Below are 17560 nucleotides of genomic sequence, written 5' to 3'. Positions count from 1 at the left end.
GGCCCCGGAACGGGACGGGGAGAGCCGAGGAGAAAGGAGACCGAGCACGCATGCGAATCGCATTCCTGACCGCACCCGAGGGTGTGGAGCAGATCGAGCTGACCGACCCCTGGCAGGCCGTGACGGACGCCGGTCACGAGCCTGTGCTGGTGTCGACGAAGCCGGGCCGCATCCAGGCCTTCAACCATCTGGACAAGGCGGACACGTTCCCCGTGGACGACGTGGTGGGCGAGGTGCCCGCCGAGTCGTTCGACGCACTGGTGCTGCCCGGCGGGGTGGCCAATCCGGACTTCCTGCGCATGGACGCCAAGGCCGTCTCCTTCGTCCAGGAGTTCTTCGAACGGGGCCGGCCGGTCGCCGCGATCTGTCACGCGCCGTGGACGCTGGTCGAGGCGGGCGTGGTCCGCGGCCGGGTCCTGACCTCATGGCCCAGCCTGCGCACGGACATCCGCAACGCGGGCGGCGAATGGGTCGACGAGCAGGTGAAGGTCTGCGACCACGGTCCCAACAAGCTGGTCACCAGCCGCAAGCCCGACGATCTGAAGGCGTTCTGCGAGGCCTTCCTCGACGTCTTCCAGACGGCCGCCGCCTGAGGCCGGCACACACCGGGGGCGCCTTCACGGAAGAGGGCGCCCCTTCGGGCGCACCGGACGCTCGCACGCCCGCTCGCCTCGGCGGAGCGCTACGGCCGACGGCCGAGCAGGCACAGCAGTTCGGTCTGTGCGTCGGCGCCCGCCGGCGGTTCCACCGGTGCCGCGAACAGCCCGCTCTTCGCGAGGTCCCCCGCGTACGGCGCGATCTCCTCCGTCGCGAAGGTCACCAGTTCCTCGGGGAGCCGCTCGTCCGCCCCGATCGCGCGGGACAGGTCCCAGGTGTGGACGACGAGATCCGCGATCATCTGCGCGCAGTACGCGGTCGCCGAGGTGTCGCCGTACGACAGATGGACCGTGCGTTCGAGCGCCCCCGGCGCGGTGAACGCCTCCCGCGCGGAGCGGGCCGCCGTGTCCCAGGACGCGGCCGGGTCGGGCCCCAGCAGATCCCCGTCGAACGTGTCGCCGACCTCCTCGATCATGCAGCCGTCCCTGACCAGCGACGGCACCCACAGCTGTTCGGAGACGAGGTGGTTGACGAGGTCACGGACCGTCCATTCGGCGCACGGGGTGCCCGCGGCCCACTGGTCGTCGCGGACGGCGTGCACCCGGAGGCCGAAGAGGTGCTGGGCCTCGGCGTGCCGGGCGAGCAGCGGATGGGACTGTGCCGTGTCGGTCGCATTGCCGGCCGGGGCGTCGGTCGCCGTGCCGGTACGGTCGGTGCCACCGCTCGAGCCGTCGGTTTCCCCGGCACCGGCCGGGTCGGAAGTCGTACGCCTCATGACGTCGCCGCCGGTCCTCGGTCCCGGGCGCCCTCGCGCGTGCGCCCGGAGACGACCGGGCGGCGCGGATGACGGCGCAGGTACTCGCCCTCCAGTTGCGCCATCCGCTCGTTGTGGGTGCGCAGCGCTTCGGACGATCCGTGCAGCAGGGTGTCGTGGCGCGTCCGGTGGATCGACTCCAGCTCCTTCATCAACTGCTGGTCGTCCAGCTGGTCCGGGTGCACTCCGGTCATGGTGGTACCCCGATCTTCGTGTTCCTCCATGAGGTCCGGGTACCCGCCCGGCAAGCGTTACCCCGAGCGGCATCCGGGAGGGAGCCATGGATCTCGCGTTTCTCCATCCACTGTACGAACATCCCGGGCCCTGGGCCTCCGTGTACGTCGGTACGTCCGCGCCCTCGGAGTCCATGGCCCGGGAGCGGTCCCTGACGGCGGCCGCGGTCTCCCGTGAGCTCGCCGACCAGGGGGCGGACGAGGCGACCTGCCGGGCCGTGCACCAGGCGGTGGAGGAGCTGCGGCACGACGCCGAGCCGCACGGCCGGGCGCTGTTCGCCCGCGACGGCCGGGTGGTCCTCGATCCGCCGCTGGCCGCGCCCCCACCGGCGAACCAGGCCTTCTGGGCGCCGCTGCCGCGTACGGCGCCGCTGCTGGATCTCGCCGGGGAGGACCCGGTGTGCGTGGTGGCGTACGTGGACCGGCGGGGTGCCCGGTTCGAACTGCGCGGAGCCCTCGGCAGCGAGGACGCCGGGTCGGTGACCGGGCAGCAGTGGCCGGTGCACCGCACGAGCACGGTCGACTGGTCGGAGCGGCACTTCCAGTTGCGGGTGGAGAACACCTGGGAGCACAACGCGGCGGAGGTCGCCGACGCGCTCGCCGTGTGCCAGGAGGACACCCGCGCCGATCTGCTGATCCTCGTGGGTGAGGACCGGGAGCGGCACGCCGTGCGGGACCGGCTGCCCCAGCGGCTGCTCGACCGGGTCGTCGAGGCCCCGCACGGGGCGGGCAGCAGGCTGCTGGACGAGGACGTGGCACGGATCCGCGCCGAGCACGTCCGTCGGCGGGCCGCCGACGAGGTCGAACGGTTCCTGGCCGCGCGCAGCCCGGACACCGAGGGACGCCGGGGGGCCGTCGAGGATGTGGCCGACCTGGTGGAGGCGGCGCGCGAGCACCGGATCGACGAGCTGCTCGTCCGCGCCGAGGGACCCGACACCCACCGGGCTCTGTGGGTCGGCGAGGACCCCGATCAGCTGGCCGTACGCCGTACGGAGCTGCGGACGCTCGGGCTCGCCGAGGAGCACGCCCGGTCGGCCCGGGCGGACGACGCGCTGTTGCGGTCCGTGGTGACCACCGGTGCTCCGGCGATCTCGGTGACGCCGGCGCCCGAGGCGGCGGAGGCCGAGGTCCCGGTCGGCGGTCTGGGCGCGCTGCTGCGCTGGAAGTGACACCGGCTCGCCCGGCGCACGGTGACTCGCCGTGCGCCGGGCGAAGCATCGTGCCCCGACCGTCGTGAGCCGGTGAACCTTCCCGGTCACAGCATCAGGGTCCGTCGTGTGGATCAGCCTGGGGCGCGGGGCGTGGTGCGCACACCTGCGGCGTTGTCGTCGGTCGCCCATGCTCCGCATGGACCCCCTTCTCCGCCCTGCACGTGCACGCACCACGCCCCGCTCACCGGCAGTCCAACGGCACCGGTCCGGCAGTCGGCGTGATCCGACCGGCAGACCCTAGCGGGCGCGCTCCACCCGGCGCTCGTCCCACACCGGCTCCGGGGTCTCCCGGACCCGGCCGTCGGAGCCGAAGACGAGATAGCGGTCGAACGAACGGGCGAACCAGCGGTCGTGGGTGACCGCGAGCACCGTGCCGTCGAAGGCCTCCAGGCCCTCCTGGAGGGCCTCCGCCGACTCGAGGTCGAGGTTGTCGGTCGGCTCGTCGAGCAGCAGGGCCGTGACCCCCTGGAGCTCCAGGAGGAGGATCTGGAAGCGGGCCTGCTGGCCTCCGGAGAGCCGGTCGAAGGGCTGCTCCGCCTGTTTGGTCAGCTCGTAGCGGCGCAGCCGTGACATGGCGGCGCCCCGGTCCTGCGCGTGCTCCTTCCACAGGATGTCGAGCAGGGTCCGCCCCTCCAGCTCCGGATGGGCGTGCGTCTGCGCGAAGTGCCCGGGTACGACCCTGGCACCGAGCTTCCACTGGCCCGTGTGGGCCACGTCCTCGCCGGCGAGCAGGCGCAGGAAGTGCGACTTGCCGGACCCGTTGGAGCCGAGGACGGCGACCCGCTCGCCGTAGAAGACCTCCAGGTCGAAGGGTTTCATCAGCCCCGTCAGTTCGAGTCCGGCGCAGGTGACGGCCCGGACGCCGGTACGGCCGCCCTTGAGCCGCATGGTGATGTCCTGCTCGCGCGGCGGCTCGGGCGGCGGTCCGGCCTCCTCGAACTTGCGCAGCCGGGTCTGGGCGGCGGCGTAGCGCGAGGCCATCTCATGGCTGACGGCGGCGGCCTGACGGAGCGTCAGCACGAGCTTCTTCAGCTGGGCGTGCTTCTCGTCCCAGCGGCGGCGCAGTTCCTCGAAGCGCTCGAACCGCTGCCGCCGGGCCTCGTGGTAGGTGTCGAACCCACCGCCGTGCACCCAGGCGTCCGCACCCGCCGGGCCGGGCTCCACGCTCACGATCTTCTCGGCGGCACGGGCGAGGAGTTCCCGGTCGTGGGACACGAACAGCACGGTCTTTCGGGTCTCCGCGAGCCGCTCCTCCAGCCAGCGCTTGCCGGGGACGTCGAGGTAGTTGTCGGGCTCGTCGAGCAGCAGCACCTCGTCGGTGCCGCGCAGCAGCGCCTCCAGCACGAGCCGCTTCTGCTCACCGCCGGACAGTGTCCGCACCTGCCGCCACTGCGCCTTCTCGTACGGCACCCCGAGCGCGGCCATGGTGCAGATGTCCCACAGCGTCTCGGCCTCGTATCCGCGGACCTCGGCCCAGTCGGAGAGGGCCTGGGCATAGGCGAGCTGGGCCGCCTCGTCGTCGACGGTCATGATCGCGTGCTCGGCCGCGTCGACGGCCCGGGCCGCCTGCTTGATCCCGGGCTGCGCCACGGACACCAACAGGTCCCGGACGGTCGTCTCGTCCCGTACGGACCCCACGAACTGGCGCATCACGCCGAGCCCGCCGGTCACGGTGACCGACCCCCCGTGGGGCTTCAGCTCCCCGGAGATCAACCGCAGCAGGGTCGTCTTCCCGGCCCCGTTGGGTCCCACGAGGGCGACCACCGCCCCCTCCCCCACCCGAAACGACACATCGCCGAGCAAGGCCCTCCCATCCGGAAGGTAGTACTCCAGATGCGCCGCTTCGAGATATCCCATGCGGCGCATTCTGCGAGTCCCGAGAACCGTGACGCAAACCGATTCGAGCCCCGCCGCAGGCACCGGCTTGCGCCGCCCGCCCAGCCGTGGCCTTTCTGCCACCCTGCCGCGGCAAGCGCGCGGCGGCACCGCTCACGCCGGTGAAGCGCACCCCCGGTCGGCCGCTCGCCCCACTGAGCGCAACTTCTCCGCGCGCCGGCGCCGTGCCGCGCTCCCGACCGCACCCCCGCCTGACAGGGTTGCCGCACCATGGGGTACCCGTGGACTCATGACCGCAGACGTCGACCTCACCGTCCGCCCTCCTGGCCACCACATCCTTCGGGACCGTTTCCTCGCCGCGGACAGCCGCCTGTTCAACGCGGTGGCGACCCGCGAGTGGCCGGGCGCCCACCCCATGCTGCCGAGGCTGAGCCGCGCCGCCAACCACGGTGTCCTGTGGTTCGCCACGGCGGCCGCGATCGCCGCGACCCGCAGCCCGAGGGCCCGCAGGGCGGCCGCACGCGGCGTGGCCTCCCTCGCCCTCGCCTCGGCGACGATCAACACCCTCGGCAAGCGCACGGTGCGCCGGCCCCGTCCGGTCCTGGACAACGTGCCCGTGGTGCGTCAGTTGAAGCGCCAGCCCATCACCACATCGTTCCCGTCGGGCCACTCCGCCTCCGCCGCCGCCTTCGCGACCGGTGTCGCCCTTGAATCCCGCGGCTGGGGCGCGGCGGTCGCCCCGCTGGCGACCGCCGTCGCGCTGTCCCGCGTGTACACCGGCGTGCACTTCCCGAGTGATGTGCTGGTGGGCGCCGCGCTGGGTGTGGGCGCCGCCTACGCCGTACGGGGCATGGTGCCGACCCGCGACCAGGTCGTGCCCCCCGGCCGGCCCCGCGCGGACGCGCCCGCGCTGGCGGACGGCGACGGCCTGGTCATGGTCGCCAACACCGCCTCCGGGACGGCCGACCGCGTCCGCGCCCTGCGGGACAGGCTCCCCGGCGCAGAGACGGTCGAGTGCGAACCGGAGGATCTGCGCGCCGAGTTGGAGAAGGCGGCCACCCACGCCCGGGTGCTCGGCGTGTGCGGCGGCGACGGCACGGTCAACGCCGCCGCCGAGGTCGCCCTGCGCCACGGTCTGCCCCTGGCCGTCCTGCCGGGCGGCACGCTCAACCACTTCGCTCGCGACCTCGGGGTGGAGGACGTACGCGATCTCAGCCGTGCCCTGCGCCACGGCGAGGCCGTCCGGGTGGACGTGGGGCACTTCAGGTCCGGTGAGGCGGAGGGCCGCTTCGTCAACACCTTCAGCCTGGGTGTGTACCCGGAGCTGGTGCGGGAGCGCGAGCGCTGGGAGCGGGTGCTCGGCGGCTGGCCGGCCGGTGTGATCGCGGCGCTGCGCGTCCTGCGCTCCGACCGGCACCCGCTCCAGGCCACCTTCCAGGGCCGGCCGCGCCCGATCTGGCTGCTGTTCGCCGGCAACGGAACGTACCACCGGCTGGGACTGGCCCCCGGGCACCGTTTCGACCTGGCCGACGGGCTGTTCGACGTCCGTGTGGTGCACGGTGGGCGCCGCCCGGCCCTGCGGCTGGTGGCGGCGGCCCTCGCCGGCCCCCTGACCCGCTCCCCCGCGCACGCCGCGGTCCGGGTGAACCGGCTGCGCGTCGAGGGCATCACGCCGGGCACGCCGCTGGCGTACGACGGCGAAGTCACCGAGGCCCACGGCGATCTGACGCTGCGGAAGCTCCCGGAGGCGCTCACGGTCTACCGGCCCCTCCAGTGACCCATAAGGGCGTGATCACCGACTGATCACCGGTCCAGCATTCAAGACGGCGGTCTCATTATTCGGCATGGGCGCGTACGGTTCCCCCAGGACCTGCAGAAGGGGAACGGTCATGTCGAAGGCACGGGAGACCGCCGTCTACACGCACGGGCACCATGAGTCGGTACTGCGTTCGCACACCTGGCGGACGGCCGCCAACTCGGCGGCCTACCTCCTCGGTTCACTGAAGCCGCACATGAAGGTCCTGGACATCGGGTGCGGCCCCGGCACCATCACCGCCGACCTCGCCGCCCTGGTCCCGGACGGCCATGTCACCGGCGTCGACCACGCCCCCGGCATCCTGGAGCAGGCACGGGCCACGGCCGTCGAACGGGGCCTGACCAATGTGGACTTCGCGGTCGCCGACGTCCACGCGCTGGACCACCCGGACGACACCTTCTGCGTGGTCCACGCCCACCAGGTGCTCCAGCACGTCGGAGACCCGGTGCAGGCGCTGCGCGAGATGGCGCGGGTGACGAGGCCAGGCGGCCTGATCGCCGTCCGCGACTCGGACTACGCGGCGATGACGTGGTTCCCCCAGTCGGCGGGCATGGACGACTGGCTGGACCTGTACCGGCGGGTGGCCCGGGCGAACGGCGGCGAGCCGGACGCCGGGCGCCGGCTGATGTCCTGGGCCCTGCGGGCCGGGCTCACCGACATCACGGCCACCTCCTCCACGTGGACGTACTCCACCTCCGAGGAGCGGGCCTGGTGGAGCGGGCTGTGGGCGGACCGGACAGTCGCCTCCGCGTACGCCGGGCGGGCCACCGAGGGGGGCCACGCGACCGAGGGGCGACTGCGGGCGATCGAGGCGGCCTGGCGGGAATGGGGGCGGCAGGAGGACGCCTGGTTCGCCGTGCTGCACGGAGAAATTCTCTGCCGCAAGCCGGCCTGAAACCGAGAATTCTGGAAACACGGACCATCAGGAGGTTCGCATAATGGTTCCCATCCTGCTGGTACTGCTGCTGGTGCTGATTCTCTTCGGTGCCGGATTCGCAGTGAAGGTTCTCTGGTACATCGCATTGGCCGTTCTGGTCCTGTGGCTCCTCGGATTCCTGCTGCGCGGGACGTCCGCATCCGGAGGCAGGGGCCGCTGGTACAGGTGGTGAATTCGCTCCCCAGGGACTGACCCGCCGAGGGGCGGGTCAGTCCCTGGGGAGCAACGGCCCGAGCGGCCCGAGGTCCAGATTGAGGTCCTCGGGCCGCAGGCCGTAGCGCTCACGCAACTCGGTCATCCGGTCGTCCAGCAGCATCAGGGTGAGCCCGATGCGCTCCTCCTGCTCCTCGGTGAGCTCCCCGGTGTCGAAACGGCGCACCGCCTGCCGCTCCATCAGCTGACGGAGCAGTTCGACCACGGTCAGGACCAGCTTGACCAGGTCGCGTTCCACCGTGTCGGGTTCCAGTTCGAGGCGGTTGCGGCCGGTCACTCACTGCCTCCCCAGGGTGCGGGCACGTTCGCGTTCACGGAGCTGATGAGCGCGTTCAGATCGATGCGGACGAGGTCGACGTCCGCGATGCGCAGGGTGAGGTCACCGGTGATGACGACCCCGCCGGCGAGAAGCCGGTCGAGCAGGTCGACGAGGGCGACTTCCCGGCGTTCTATGACGGTCACGAATTCTCTCCACTCATATCACCGGAGTCCCCTTCACCGGGCTCCTCTCCGCTGAAGGAATAGGCGGCCCAGGGTCCGGTGAGTTCCACGCGCAATCCGGGTTCCTCATTCTTCGTGCGATCCACGAGTTCCACGAACTCCTCGGAAATCTTGCGTGGCACCAGATAGGCCGCATTGAGCACATTGCGACCGGGCACACCGGAAAGGGCGGAATTCTGGGGTGCGTGCAGCCGGGTGTCCTCGGCGCATTCCGAGAGGGTTTCGTGCAGTCGGCGGGCGAAGCGCTCGGCCCTCTCCCAGCGCTCCTCGTGGGCCTGCCGGCTGCGCCGCCGCTGCCGCAGATAGTCCCGCCCGCTGGCCACCTTCACCGGCTCCTGGGTCTGCTCCTCGGTCTCCGGTTCCGCGTACACCTTGACGCCCCACTCCACCCGGCCCGACAGCCGGTCCAGAGTGCGGCGGAAACTCTCCTCACGGGCCTCCAGCATGACCCGTACACCGCTGTCGTCGTGGAAGACGGTGCCGAGCCGCAGCGGCAGGGGCGTGGTGACGACGGTGAGCGCGTCGATCACGTTCTGGTGGGCGTGGGCGGTCTCGGTCAGCCAGTCCAGGTCCTCCAGATGGGCGCGCAGCGGCTGCTCGGCGAAGTCCCGCTCGGGCACCTCGCTGACCACGGCGATGAGGTCGTGGTGGCGCAGCAGCCGGGGAGGGGCGCCTCCGACCCCGGTGATCTGGGACTGGAGCGGCGCGTCGAAGGGTCGGCACACGGCGTACACATAGCGCAGTCCGGTCATGAGGGCTCCTCTCTGGCACGGCCGCGCTCGACGGCCGGCTCCGGCTCACGCCGGGGCCTGCCGTCGTCCAGCTCGGCCAGCCGGGCGCGCAACTCGGCGTTCTCACGGGAGAGTTCGTCGCGGCGGGCGTGTGACGACAGGGCCGGGTCGGTCTCCCACCAGTCGATGCCCATCTCCTTCGCCTTGTCGACGGAGGCGACGATGAGGCGCAGTTTGATGGTGAGCAGTTCGATGTCGAGCAGGTTGATCCGGATGTCGCCCGCGATCACCAGACCTTTGTCCAGTACACGCTCCAGGATGTCGGCCAGGTTGGCGCTGCCGTTCTGACCGTACGGCTCGGGGACTCGGCTCGGGAATGTCACTGGCGGCTCCCGCCCACGGCGGCCCGTTCCTCGTCCTCATAGTCGTACGGTTCCTCGTCGCTGTCCTCCTCGACGTCGTCCTCGTACGCGTCCTCGGCCTCGGCCTCGGCCTCGGGGGCCTCCTCGTACGCGTCCTCGGCGCCCTCCTCGTCCTCGTCCGCGTACTCGCCGGGGTCCTCGTCGGCATCCCGGGGCTCGTCGTCCGGCTCCTCGTCCTCGTAGGCGTCCTCGTCCTCCGCGTGGGCGCCCCCGCTCTCGTCGCGGGCCTCGTCGTCGTCCGGGGCCTCGTCGCGCTCCTCTTCCGCCACGACGTCCTCGTGGGAGCGCACGACCTCGCCGTCACGGATCTCCCCGCGCCAGCCCTCCTCCGCTTCACCCTTAAGAGTGACAAAGCGGGCGAAGTGTTTGAGATCTAGCCGAGCGCGGCGACCCTGGGCACGCCAGAGGTTGCCGGTCTTCTCGAACAGGCCCTTCGGGTAGTACTCGATCACCAGCAGGACCCGGGTGAGGTTGTCCGTGAGGGCGTGGAAGGACACGGTGCCCTTCGTGGTGCCCTTGGCACCCTCGGACGTCCAGCTGATCCGGTCATCGGGCACCTGTTCGGTTGTGTGGGCCTTCCAGCTGCGGTTGGACCAGAAGACCTTGAGCTGCCAGTCGGAGTGGGTGTCGTCGGCCCGGTCGGCGCTCTTGACGCCCTTGGCGAAGGTGCTGAAGTCCTGGAAGCGGGTCCACCGGTCGTACGCGGTGCGCACGGGGACGCCGACGTCAATGGTTTCCAGGATCACCGTGGGTTTGCTGCCCGCTCCGCCGCCCCGGCCGCCCTTGCCGCCGCCGAGGTTCTTCAGGGCACCCAGCACGCCGTCCTTGGCCCGGCCCGCGCCGAGCTCCAGGGCGGTGCGCAACGGCCCCTTGCCCTCGGCGAGCTTGCGGCCGCCCTCCAGGGCGAGCTTGGCGAAGCCTGGGCTGTTGCCGTCGGCGATGTCGTTCAGCTTGCCGGTGGTCTCGCCGAGCTTGCGGCCCACGCCGACGAGCAGCCGCTGGGCCTGCGCGGCCAGGTATGCGCGTGCCTCGTCCTTGAGGTGGTCGACGGCGGGGCTGTGGGCGAGGTCGGAGAGCGGGGTACCGCTCGCCGCGCCCTTCGCCGTGTCGGTCGCGCCCTTCGCCGTCCTCGTCGCGCGGCCGGTCGCCGCGCCCAGGGTCTCAGTCATCGCCACCGCCTCCCCTCGTGGCCCGCGACCGGGTGGTCTTGCGGGCGGTCTTCTTGGCCGGGGTGGTCTTCCTGGCGGCCGTCTTCTTGGCGGCCTTCTTCGCCGTGCCCTTGCGAGCGGGGGCGGCCGTCTTCTTGGCGGGGGCCTTCTTGGCAGCCCTCGCCGAGGTCTTCCTCTCCGGCCTCCTGCGCTCCGGCTCGGACTCCTCGTCGGCGGCCTCGGCGTCGTCCGCGCCGGCGTCCTCCTCGTCGTAATCCCCGGACGCCTCGACGTCCTCGTCGCCGTACGCGTCGTCGTCATCGCGCCCCGACCGGTCGGGAGCGCCGCCGGAGAGCTGGTCGCGCACCTGCGCGGTGCGGCCGTGCAGCCGGTCCGCGAGACCTTCGATCTGGCGTTCGACCAGGGCTCCCGTGGCCGCCTTGCCGACCCCGCGCAGGTCGCCGCGCAGCTGGTCGCCGATCTCCTTGAACTGCGGATTGTCCTTGAGCTGCTGGGACACCAGCTCCGCGATCGCCCGCGGGCCGAGGTTCATCCGCTTGCCCGCCACCGCCGTGCCTATCGCGAAGGCGAGCTTCAGTTTCTTCGTACGTCCGAGGACGTATCCGGCCCCGACAGCGAGGCCCAGTCCCACTCGGTTCATCATGTCGTCCCGTCGCCATTTCCTGTGCCCCTGCGCGCACTGATCTCCAGCCGCTCCAGAAGCTCGTCCTCCAGGCGGTCGAACTCCTCCTCATCGATCTCGCCCGCGTCGAGCCGCTGCTCGAGGCGGGCGAGATCGGCGCGGACGGCCGCCGGGTCGTAGTACTGGCGCTCGGCCTCGGCGAGCACCTGTCTCACCGCCCAGAGGCTGCCGCGCACCGGTGCGAACGGCAGCAGCAGCACTTCGGTGATCAGACCCATGCACTCGCCTCCTTCGACCTCGTACGCCGTGCGCGCGGCGCGGTCAGTGCGCCGCCTCCGCGTGCCGCGCGGGACCCGGCTCGACGAAGCTGTACGGCGGCAGTGGACCGTTGACGCGCAGTTCGATGTGCGGATGGCTCTTGCGGACCTCCTCCACGGCGGCGAGGAACACCTCGGCCGACTGCCGGTCCACCAGGAACGACACATTGGCCAGCCAGCCGGTGGAGTCGGGGCCCACACTGATGGCGGCCGCGGCCGTCTCCAGCGCCCGCTGGAGCTCCGCCGCGTCCTCGGCCTCCCGGCGCTGCACCGCGGTGGCCACCATCTCGCCGAGCCGCAGCCGGTCCTCGTAGGTCCCGCCACCGGCCTTCCGGTTGGCCTCGGCCTGCGCACGCAGCTCGGCGTCCTCGCTCATCACGCGGTGCAGCACGCCCTGCTCGTCGTGGCTGGCCTTGACGTTGTACTCGACCTTGCCGTCGAGGGCGTCCAGCCGCTCCCGGTAGTGCTCGGCACGTTCGGCGAGCACCCCGGTGACGGCCTCGTCGTCCTGGGCGACGCTGCCGAACCGCATGGGCAGCACGGAGCCGCCCCCGCCGGCCTCACTCAGCACGTTCTGGTGGGCGAGGAGGTCCTTGCGCTTGGGCCGCAGCCCCTCGGGGGCGTCGCTGACGATCGCCGCCAGTTCGCCCTCCTTCAGGATGCGCACGGGGCGCGGCGGGTCGCCCACCCCGCCCATGCCCTCGGGGAGAGCGGTGTGCGAGCTCGCCGCGATGCCGTAGACGTACGTGCTCACTCCTGTTCCTCCCTCTTGCGCGAGCTGGTGGTCTTGCGGGCCCGGGGTCGCGATTCGGTCTGGCCGTCGTCGCGGGCCTGCTTGAAGGCATCGGAGATCGTCTCGGCGGCGCCGGACAGCGCCCCCTTCGACTTGCCGCGCGCGCCGGACTCGGTGATCTCACCGACCAGGTCGGGCAGGCCGGGGTTCTTGCGCGGTCCGGCCTCCAGGTCGAGCCGGTTGCACGCCTCGGCGAAGCGCAGATAGGTGTCGACGCTCGCGACGACGACACGCACGTCGATCTTCAGGATCTCGATGCCGACGAGGGAGACCCGTACGAAGGCGTCGATGACCAGCCCTCGGTCGAGGACCAGTTCCAGGACGTCGTAGAGGCCGCTGCTGCCGCCTCCACCACCGGACTGCTGTGCCGGGACTACGGTCATGCCGGCCGTTCCTCCTTGTCTGGGGATGCTGGGACGGGACGGCGGCCTAGCGGCCGCCGGGGCGATGTGGGTCCGCCCTCCCGCGTTCGTAACGCCGGACGCGGCGGTATCCGGTGAGCTCACCGTCGGGGTCGAGCTCCACCTGGTAGCTCGCGAGCAGGCTCATGGTGTCGGGGACCCGGGCCATTTCCAGGACCTCGACCTCCAACGTCCAGCCGTCCTCGGTCTGTTCGAAGGACGACACGGACTCGGGCGCCATACCGGTCAGCTCAGCGAGCTGGGTCCGCGCATGGCGCAGCACCTGCATGGGGCTGGGGCGGTTGTCCGCCGCGTCGTTACCGGACCGCCCGGACGACTCCCGCACCCCTTCCGATTCATCCGCTTCCTGCGATTTCTGGCTTTTCTGTGAACTCTGCGTCTTCGATGTGCTGGATGTGTTCGACATGGCCACCTCGAACACCGAGTGGCCCCCGGGCCGTTGACCAAACATTCAAGATGCGTGCCGTTTCAACCGCGCAGGGTGCCGAGCCTTTGCCGGGCCGGGCCGAGGGCACGGGCCCGGCCCATCACCCCGGCCCACGGGTCGGTGCGGGCCTGCTCCACGGCGTCCTCGATCGTCCAGCGCCGGGCGTCCAGGGCGGGATCGTCAAGCTGCTCCCAGGCGATCGGTGTGGCGACGGGGGCACCGGGACGGGCCCGTACGGTGAAGGGGGCGACCGCGGTCTGGGCGTAGGCGTTGCGCTGGATGTCGAGGTACAGGCGCCCGCCCCGGTCCTTCTTGCGGGCGGCGGTGGTGAGCCGCTCGGGGTGGGCGGCGACCAGTAGCTCGGCGATCTCCCTGGCGAAGTCGCGCACCGCGTCGAAGTCGGCGTCCCCCTTCACCGGCACGACGACATGCACGCCCTTGGACCCCGTGGTCATCGGCGCCGACGGCAGCCCCAGCTCGTCGAGCAGCTCCTTGACGTCCCGGGCCGCTCGCCGGACCTGCTCGAAGTCGTCCTCGGCCGGGTCGAGGTCGAGAACCATCCGGTCGGGCCGGTCGATCCTGCCGGTCCGGGAGAGCCAGCGGTGCAGGGTGACGCAGGCCTGGTCGGCGAGGTAGACGAGGGTGGCGGTGTCCTCGCACACCGCGTGGACGACCGTGCCGCCCTCCTTGGCGACCTCGACCCGCTCGATCCAGTCGGGATAGTGGTCGGGCGTGTTCTTCTGCATGAAGGTGGGGCCGCCGAGCCCGTCGGGGTGCCGTTCCAGCATCAGCGGGCGCCCCCGCAGATGGGGCAGCATGAACGGGGCGACGGCACGGTAGTACGCCACGAGGTCGCCCTTGGTGTACTCCTTGCCGCCGCCCTGCCCCTGCCCCCCGCCACCGTCGCCGGGGAAGAGCACCTTCTCGGGGCGGTGGATCTCCACACCGCGCCGGCCCACCCGCAGGGTGCGTGCGGCCCCCATGGTCAACTCCCCTCGCCTTACGTACCGTTCACCGCGCCACGGTCAGGGCGTGATCGCGTGCTCCACCAGGAGGCGGCCGGCCGCCGCGATCGCCTCCGCGTCGATGCCCGCCTTGTGCAGTTGCTCCTCGGGGGACGCCGAGCCCGGCATGTCGCGGACAGCCAGGCGCACCAGGCGGGGCACGGGGCGGCCGTCGAGGAAGGCGTCGAGCACGGCGTCGCCGAGGCCACCCTCCTCGTGGTGGTCCTCGACGGTGAGGAGACAGCCGGTGCGCTCGGCGGCCTCCCGCAGGGTGCGGCGGTCGACGGGCTTGACGGAGTAGAGGTCGATGACGCGGATCGGGATGCCCTCACGGCCCAGCGCGTCGGCGGCCTTCAGCGCCTCGTGGACGGTGATCCCTGCGGCGACGACCGTGAGCCGGTCGTGGTCGGAGGCGCGCAGCACCTTGCTGCCGCCGACCGGGAAGTCCTCGGTCGGGCTGTAGATGACGGGGGTCCCTCCCCTGGACGTGCGCAGGTAGCGGACGCCTTCGAGGTCGGCCATGGTGCCGACGAGCTTGGCGGTCTGGTTGGCGTCGCACGGGTACAGCACGGTCGAGCCGTGCACGGCGCGCATCATCGCCAGGTCCTCCAGGCCCATCTGCGAGGGCCCGTCCCGGCCGATCGAGACGCCCGCGTGCGAGCCGACGAGATTGATGCCGGACCCGCTGATCGAGGCCATGCGGACGAAGTCGTGGGCGCGGGTGAGGAACGCCGCGAACGTGGAGGCGTACGGCACCCAACCGCGCGCCGCGAGCCCCACCGACGCGGCCACCAGCTGCTGTTCGGCGATGTAGCACTCGAAGAACCGGTCGGGGTGTTCCTTGGCGAAGAACTCGGCGCGGGTGGAGTCGCCGACCTCCCCGTCCAGGGCGACGACGTCGCCGCGTGCGCTGCCCAGCGCGGCGAGCGCCTGCCCGTAGGCGTCCCGGGTGGCCACCTCCTCGCCGATGTCGTGGCGCGGCAGCTCCGGGTGCCCGGTCCGTACGGCGTGCAGCATCCGCGCGGCGGGCGGCTCGTGCACCTCGACGCGGAGGTTCCGTACGCCGCCGAGCTCGGCGATCGCCTCGTCGGCGTCCTTGAGCGGCTTGCCGTGCAGGCCCTCGCGGTCCTCGACGGCCTCGACACCCTTCCCCTTGAGGGTCCGGGCGAGGATCACGGTGGGCTGGCCCCTGGTGGACGCGGCCTCACCGTAGGCGCGGTCGACGGCGTCCACGTCGTGCCCGTCGATCTCGACGGTGTGCCAGCCGAAGGCGGCGAAGCGGCGGGCGTAGGCGTCCAGGTCGTGGCCGTGCCGGGTGGGCCCGCGCTGGCCGAGCCGGTTGACGTCGACGATCGCGGTGAGGTTGTCCAGGTGCTCGTAGGCGGCGTGCTCGGCGGCCTCCCAGACGGAACCCTCGGCGAGTTCGCTGTCCCCGCACAGCACCCAGACCCGGTACCCGGTGCGGTCCAGCCGCTTCCCGGCGAGCGCGATGCCGACGGCGACGGGCAGGCCCTGGCCGAGGGAGCCGGTGGCCGTCTCCACCCAGGGCAGGCGGCGCGGCGTGGGGTGCCCTTCGAGACGGCTGCCCAGCTTGCGGTAGGTCATCAGCTCGGTCTCGTTGATCGCCCCGGCCGCCTTGTACGCCGAGTACAGCAGGGGCGAGGCGTGGCCCTTCGACAGCACGAAGCGGTCGTTGCCGGGGTGCTCCGGACGCTCGAAGTCATAGCGGAGGTGCCGGGCCATCAGCACCGCCATCAGCTCCGCCGCCGACATCGACGACGTGGGATGCCCGGACCCGGCCGCCTCCGAGCAGCGAACACTGTCGACTCGCAACTGCTGGGCCAGCTCGCCCAGTTGACGGCTGTTCATGAGTCTCCTTCCGAACCCGGTGCGGGCTTTCGTGCGGCGTCGGGCCGCTCCGGCGTCCCGGGGCCGTGTGCCGCCCCGGTCTTCTCCGGGGTCTTCGTTGCGGCCGTGCCCGGGTTCCCGGCGGCGCCCTTCTGCCCGTCCGCTCCGGGCTTCGCCGGGGCGCCCGGTGTCCTGGCCAGTTCCGGGGAGGCCGTGTCCAGGGGGACCGACCAGGAGCGGACCAGGCCGAGCTGGACGCCCTGGCGGGGCAGGACCGCGTCGAGGAGCCAGTCGGCGGCGACACGGACGCGGTTGCCGGGCATGGCGGCCAGGTGGTAGCCGCGGGTGACGGCGCCGGCGACGGGGCCGGACAGCGGGATGCCGAGGGGGTTGGCGGCGGCCTTGACGCCACCGAGGTCCACGACGAAGCCCAGGTCGCTGTGGCGGTACGGCTTCGGCTCGCCCCGGCCGAGGGAGGCGGCCACGTTGAGGGCCGCGACCTTGCCCTGCCGCCAGGCGTGCTGTGCGGTCATCGGGGTGTACGAGCCGGGCTTGGTCAGATCGGGCACTGCGGCGGCGTCCCCGCAGGCGAACACCTCGGGGCGGCCGGGCACTTGGAGCGTCGGCTCGACGAGCAGCCGACCGCGTTCCATGGGCAGCCCGAGCGACTCGGCGAGCGGATCGGGCCGTACGCCCACGCACCACACCAGGGTGCGGGTGTCGACGAACTCCCCGTCGGTCAGCAGCACTCCGGTGGGCGTCGCCTCCTTCACGGAGGTCCCCATCCGCACGTCGACGCCCCGCTGCCGCAGCACCCGGTCGGCGGTCGCCGACAGCCTCTCGTCCATCTCCGGCATCACCCGCTCGGCGATGTCGAGCAGCATCCAGCGGGGCCGCACACCGTCCCAGCGCGGCTGCCTGCGCACCAGCTCGTCGGTGAACAGCTGCCCCTGGGCGGCCACTTCGGTACCGGTGTAACCGGCGCCGACCACCACGAAGGTGCAGCGCGACCGGCAGGCCTTGGGGTCCTCGGACCCGGCGGCCAGCTCGACCTGCCGGGTCACGTGGTCCCGGAGGTACAGCGCCTCGGGCAGGCCGCGGAAGCCGTGGGCGTGCTCGGCGACTCCCGGGATCGGCAGCAGTTTGTTGACGCTGCCGGCGGCGAGCACCAGCCGGTCGTAGGTCAGGGTGCCGACACCGCCCTCGGGGTCGGCGTAGCGCACGGTGCGGGCGTCGAGGTCGATCTCGTCGGCCTCGCCGAGCACCAGGCGCGTGTGGCGCAGGGTGCCGGTGAGGGAAACGGTGACGCGGCGCGGTTCCAGGATGCCGGCGGCGACCTGGGGCAGCAGGGGCAGATACAGGAAGTAGTCGGTCGGGTTCAGCAGGGTGATGTCGGCCTTGCCCCGGCTCAGCCTCTCCAGGGTGCGGGCCGTCCGGTAGCCGGCGAAGCCGGCTCCGACGATCACGATGCGGGGTCGACTCACGGTTCGCCTCCGGCGGGGTCGCGCGTACGGAGTCCTCGGTCGTGGAGTCCTCGGTTGTCCGGTGTGTGCGTACGGCTTCGTCCCAGGGCTTCCGGCCCGCGCCGTACGGGCCTATCGCGTCCCCCTGGTGGGGGCGCCCAAACCGCCGGGGCGCCCGAAGGCC

General features: G+C 72.0%; 21 protein-coding genes. 5 read left to right on the top strand and 16 right to left on the bottom strand.

Annotated features, from left to right (window positions below):
* Positions 1 to 50: 50 nt before the first annotated feature.
* Positions 51 to 593: a type 1 glutamine amidotransferase domain-containing protein gene (locus tag ACZ43N_RS03450; protein WP_468094651.1), complete on the top strand. Its 543-nt coding sequence runs from the start codon at positions 51 to 53 to the stop codon at positions 591 to 593.
* Between the two features lie 89 nt (positions 594 to 682).
* Here ACZ43N_RS03450 and ACZ43N_RS03445 read toward each other — a convergent pair whose 3' ends face one another.
* Together ACZ43N_RS03445 and ACZ43N_RS03440 are read right to left on the bottom strand one after the other, a co-directional pair.
* Positions 683 to 1372 (bottom strand): TIGR03086 family metal-binding protein, encoded by a 690-nt coding sequence (locus ACZ43N_RS03445; RefSeq protein WP_468094650.1) that lies wholly within the window; start codon positions 1370 to 1372, stop codon positions 683 to 685.
* Positions 1369 to 1635 (bottom strand): DUF6158 family protein, encoded by a 267-nt coding sequence (locus ACZ43N_RS03440; protein ID WP_468094649.1) that lies wholly within the window; start codon positions 1633 to 1635, stop codon positions 1369 to 1371. The genes ACZ43N_RS03445 and ACZ43N_RS03440 overlap by 4 nt, the downstream gene beginning before the upstream one ends.
* A 56-nt stretch (positions 1636 to 1691) precedes the next feature.
* On the opposite strand from ACZ43N_RS03440, the gene ACZ43N_RS03435 reads away from it, so the two are divergent.
* Positions 1692 to 2813 carry a baeRF2 domain-containing protein gene (locus ACZ43N_RS03435; RefSeq protein ID WP_468094648.1) on the top strand — a complete coding sequence of 374 codons (1122 nt, stop codon included), beginning with the start codon at positions 1692 to 1694 and terminating at the stop codon, positions 2811 to 2813.
* Positions 2814 to 3092: 279 nt separating this feature from the next.
* Here the strand turns inward: ACZ43N_RS03435 and ACZ43N_RS03430 are convergent, their stop codons facing one another.
* On the bottom strand, positions 3093 to 4712 hold the full coding sequence (locus ACZ43N_RS03430; RefSeq protein ID WP_468094647.1) for an ABC-F family ATP-binding cassette domain-containing protein: 1620 nt from the start codon (positions 4710 to 4712) through the stop codon (positions 3093 to 3095).
* 268 nt (positions 4713 to 4980) lie between these two features.
* On the opposite strand from ACZ43N_RS03430, the gene ACZ43N_RS03425 reads away from it, so the two are divergent.
* The 3 genes from ACZ43N_RS03425 to ACZ43N_RS03415 all read left to right on the top strand — a co-directional run bounded on the left by ACZ43N_RS03425 (position 4981) and on the right by ACZ43N_RS03415 (position 7616).
* The gene (locus ACZ43N_RS03425; RefSeq protein ID WP_468094646.1) at positions 4981 to 6468 is read left to right on the top strand and encodes a phosphatase PAP2 family protein; all 1488 of its coding nucleotides are present in this window, start codon (positions 4981 to 4983) and stop codon (positions 6466 to 6468) included.
* A gap of 112 nt (positions 6469 to 6580) precedes the next feature.
* Positions 6581 to 7402: a class I SAM-dependent methyltransferase gene (locus tag ACZ43N_RS03420; protein WP_468094645.1), complete on the top strand. Its 822-nt coding sequence runs from the start codon at positions 6581 to 6583 to the stop codon at positions 7400 to 7402.
* A 43-nt stretch (positions 7403 to 7445) separates the two neighbouring features.
* On the top strand, positions 7446 to 7616 hold the full coding sequence (locus ACZ43N_RS03415) for a hydrophobic protein (RefSeq protein ID WP_468094644.1): 171 nt from the start codon (positions 7446 to 7448) through the stop codon (positions 7614 to 7616).
* A 36-nt stretch (positions 7617 to 7652) separates the two neighbouring features.
* On the opposite strand, the gene ACZ43N_RS03410 is transcribed toward ACZ43N_RS03415, so the two are convergent.
* The 13 genes from ACZ43N_RS03410 to ACZ43N_RS03350 form a co-directional block, all read right to left on the bottom strand.
* Positions 7653 to 7934, bottom strand: coding sequence for a gas vesicle protein K (locus ACZ43N_RS03410; protein ID WP_055539027.1), 282 nt, complete (start codon positions 7932 to 7934; stop codon positions 7653 to 7655).
* Positions 7931 to 8119: a gas vesicle protein gene (locus ACZ43N_RS03405; protein ID WP_055512018.1), complete on the bottom strand. Its 189-nt coding sequence runs from the start codon at positions 8117 to 8119 to the stop codon at positions 7931 to 7933. Before ACZ43N_RS03405 ends, ACZ43N_RS03410 begins: the two co-directional genes overlap by 4 nt.
* Positions 8116 to 8910, bottom strand: coding sequence for a GvpL/GvpF family gas vesicle protein (locus tag ACZ43N_RS03400; protein ID WP_468094643.1), 795 nt, complete (start codon positions 8908 to 8910; stop codon positions 8116 to 8118). Before ACZ43N_RS03400 ends, ACZ43N_RS03405 begins: the two co-directional genes overlap by 4 nt.
* On the bottom strand, positions 8907 to 9272 hold the full coding sequence (locus ACZ43N_RS03395) for a gas vesicle protein (RefSeq protein ID WP_055512022.1): 366 nt from the start codon (positions 9270 to 9272) through the stop codon (positions 8907 to 8909). Before ACZ43N_RS03395 ends, ACZ43N_RS03400 begins: the two co-directional genes overlap by 4 nt.
* On the bottom strand, positions 9269 to 10480 hold the full coding sequence (locus ACZ43N_RS03390) for an SRPBCC family protein (RefSeq protein WP_468094642.1): 1212 nt from the start codon (positions 10478 to 10480) through the stop codon (positions 9269 to 9271). The genes ACZ43N_RS03395 and ACZ43N_RS03390 overlap by 4 nt, the downstream gene beginning before the upstream one ends.
* Positions 10473 to 11120: a DNA primase gene (locus tag ACZ43N_RS03385; RefSeq protein ID WP_468094694.1), complete on the bottom strand. Its 648-nt coding sequence runs from the start codon at positions 11118 to 11120 to the stop codon at positions 10473 to 10475. Before ACZ43N_RS03385 ends, ACZ43N_RS03390 begins: the two co-directional genes overlap by 8 nt.
* Positions 11120 to 11380 (bottom strand): gas vesicle protein GvpG, encoded by a 261-nt coding sequence (locus ACZ43N_RS03380; protein ID WP_468094641.1) that lies wholly within the window; start codon positions 11378 to 11380, stop codon positions 11120 to 11122. Before ACZ43N_RS03380 ends, ACZ43N_RS03385 begins: the two co-directional genes overlap by 1 nt.
* A 43-nt stretch (positions 11381 to 11423) precedes the next feature.
* Entirely contained in the window at positions 11424 to 12173 is a 750-nt protein-coding gene (locus ACZ43N_RS03375; RefSeq protein WP_468094640.1) for a GvpL/GvpF family gas vesicle protein, read from the bottom strand.
* Positions 12170 to 12595, bottom strand: coding sequence for a gas vesicle structural protein GvpA (locus ACZ43N_RS03370; protein WP_468081099.1), 426 nt, complete (start codon positions 12593 to 12595; stop codon positions 12170 to 12172). Before ACZ43N_RS03370 ends, ACZ43N_RS03375 begins: the two co-directional genes overlap by 4 nt.
* A gap of 46 nt (positions 12596 to 12641) precedes the next feature.
* Positions 12642 to 13040, bottom strand: coding sequence for a gas vesicle protein GvpO (locus ACZ43N_RS03365; RefSeq protein WP_468094693.1), 399 nt, complete (start codon positions 13038 to 13040; stop codon positions 12642 to 12644).
* 62 nt (positions 13041 to 13102) lie between these two features.
* Complete coding sequence (ligD, locus tag ACZ43N_RS03360) at positions 13103 to 14044, bottom strand: non-homologous end-joining DNA ligase (RefSeq protein ID WP_468094639.1); 942 nt, start codon at positions 14042 to 14044, stop codon at positions 13103 to 13105.
* 42 nt (positions 14045 to 14086) lie between these two features.
* The gene (locus ACZ43N_RS03355) at positions 14087 to 15934 is read right to left on the bottom strand and encodes a transketolase (RefSeq protein ID WP_468094638.1); all 1848 of its coding nucleotides are present in this window, start codon (positions 15932 to 15934) and stop codon (positions 14087 to 14089) included.
* Entirely contained in the window at positions 15931 to 17397 is a 1467-nt protein-coding gene (locus ACZ43N_RS03350) for an NAD(P)/FAD-dependent oxidoreductase (protein ID WP_468094637.1), read from the bottom strand. The genes ACZ43N_RS03355 and ACZ43N_RS03350 overlap by 4 nt, the downstream gene beginning before the upstream one ends.
* Positions 17398 to 17560 lie beyond the last annotated feature (163 nt).

This window comes from Streptomyces sp. NPDC030814, from assembly GCF_055572155.1.
Note: the sequence above shows the minus strand (reverse complement) of the source record. Positions and strands in the feature narration are given on the sequence as shown.

Excerpts from the sequence above, each read along its gene's own strand:
- ACZ43N_RS03420 (WP_468094645.1), top strand. The coding sequence starts at position 6,581 with ATGTCGAAGGCACGGGAGACCGCCGTCTACACGCACGGGCACCATGAG.
- ACZ43N_RS03400 (WP_468094643.1), bottom strand. The coding sequence starts at position 8,910 with ATGACCGGACTGCGCTATGTGTACGCCGTGTGCCGACCCTTCGACGCG.
- ACZ43N_RS03370 (WP_468081099.1), bottom strand. The coding sequence starts at position 12,595 with ATGACCGTAGTCCCGGCACAGCAGTCCGGTGGTGGAGGCGGCAGCAGC.
- ACZ43N_RS03430 (WP_468094647.1), bottom strand. The coding sequence starts at position 4,712 with ATGGGATATCTCGAAGCGGCGCATCTGGAGTACTACCTTCCGGATGGG.
- ACZ43N_RS03425 (WP_468094646.1), top strand. The coding sequence starts at position 4,981 with ATGACCGCAGACGTCGACCTCACCGTCCGCCCTCCTGGCCACCACATC.
- ACZ43N_RS03355 (WP_468094638.1), bottom strand. The coding sequence starts at position 15,934 with ATGAACAGCCGTCAACTGGGCGAGCTGGCCCAGCAGTTGCGAGTCGAC.
- ACZ43N_RS03380 (WP_468094641.1), bottom strand. The coding sequence starts at position 11,380 with ATGGGTCTGATCACCGAAGTGCTGCTGCTGCCGTTCGCACCGGTGCGC.
- ligD (WP_468094639.1), bottom strand. The coding sequence starts at position 14,044 with ATGGGGGCCGCACGCACCCTGCGGGTGGGCCGGCGCGGTGTGGAGATC.
- ACZ43N_RS03365 (WP_468094693.1), bottom strand. The coding sequence starts at position 13,040 with ATGTCGAACACATCCAGCACATCGAAGACGCAGAGTTCACAGAAAAGC.
- ACZ43N_RS03435 (WP_468094648.1), top strand. The coding sequence starts at position 1,692 with ATGGATCTCGCGTTTCTCCATCCACTGTACGAACATCCCGGGCCCTGG.
- ACZ43N_RS03450 (WP_468094651.1), top strand. The coding sequence starts at position 51 with ATGCGAATCGCATTCCTGACCGCACCCGAGGGTGTGGAGCAGATCGAG.
- ACZ43N_RS03385 (WP_468094694.1), bottom strand. The coding sequence starts at position 11,120 with ATGAACCGAGTGGGACTGGGCCTCGCTGTCGGGGCCGGATACGTCCTC.
- ACZ43N_RS03390 (WP_468094642.1), bottom strand. The coding sequence starts at position 10,480 with ATGACTGAGACCCTGGGCGCGGCGACCGGCCGCGCGACGAGGACGGCG.
- ACZ43N_RS03415 (WP_468094644.1), top strand. The coding sequence starts at position 7,446 with ATGGTTCCCATCCTGCTGGTACTGCTGCTGGTGCTGATTCTCTTCGGT.
- ACZ43N_RS03440 (WP_468094649.1), bottom strand. The coding sequence starts at position 1,635 with ATGGAGGAACACGAAGATCGGGGTACCACCATGACCGGAGTGCACCCG.
- ACZ43N_RS03445 (WP_468094650.1), bottom strand. The coding sequence starts at position 1,372 with ATGAGGCGTACGACTTCCGACCCGGCCGGTGCCGGGGAAACCGACGGC.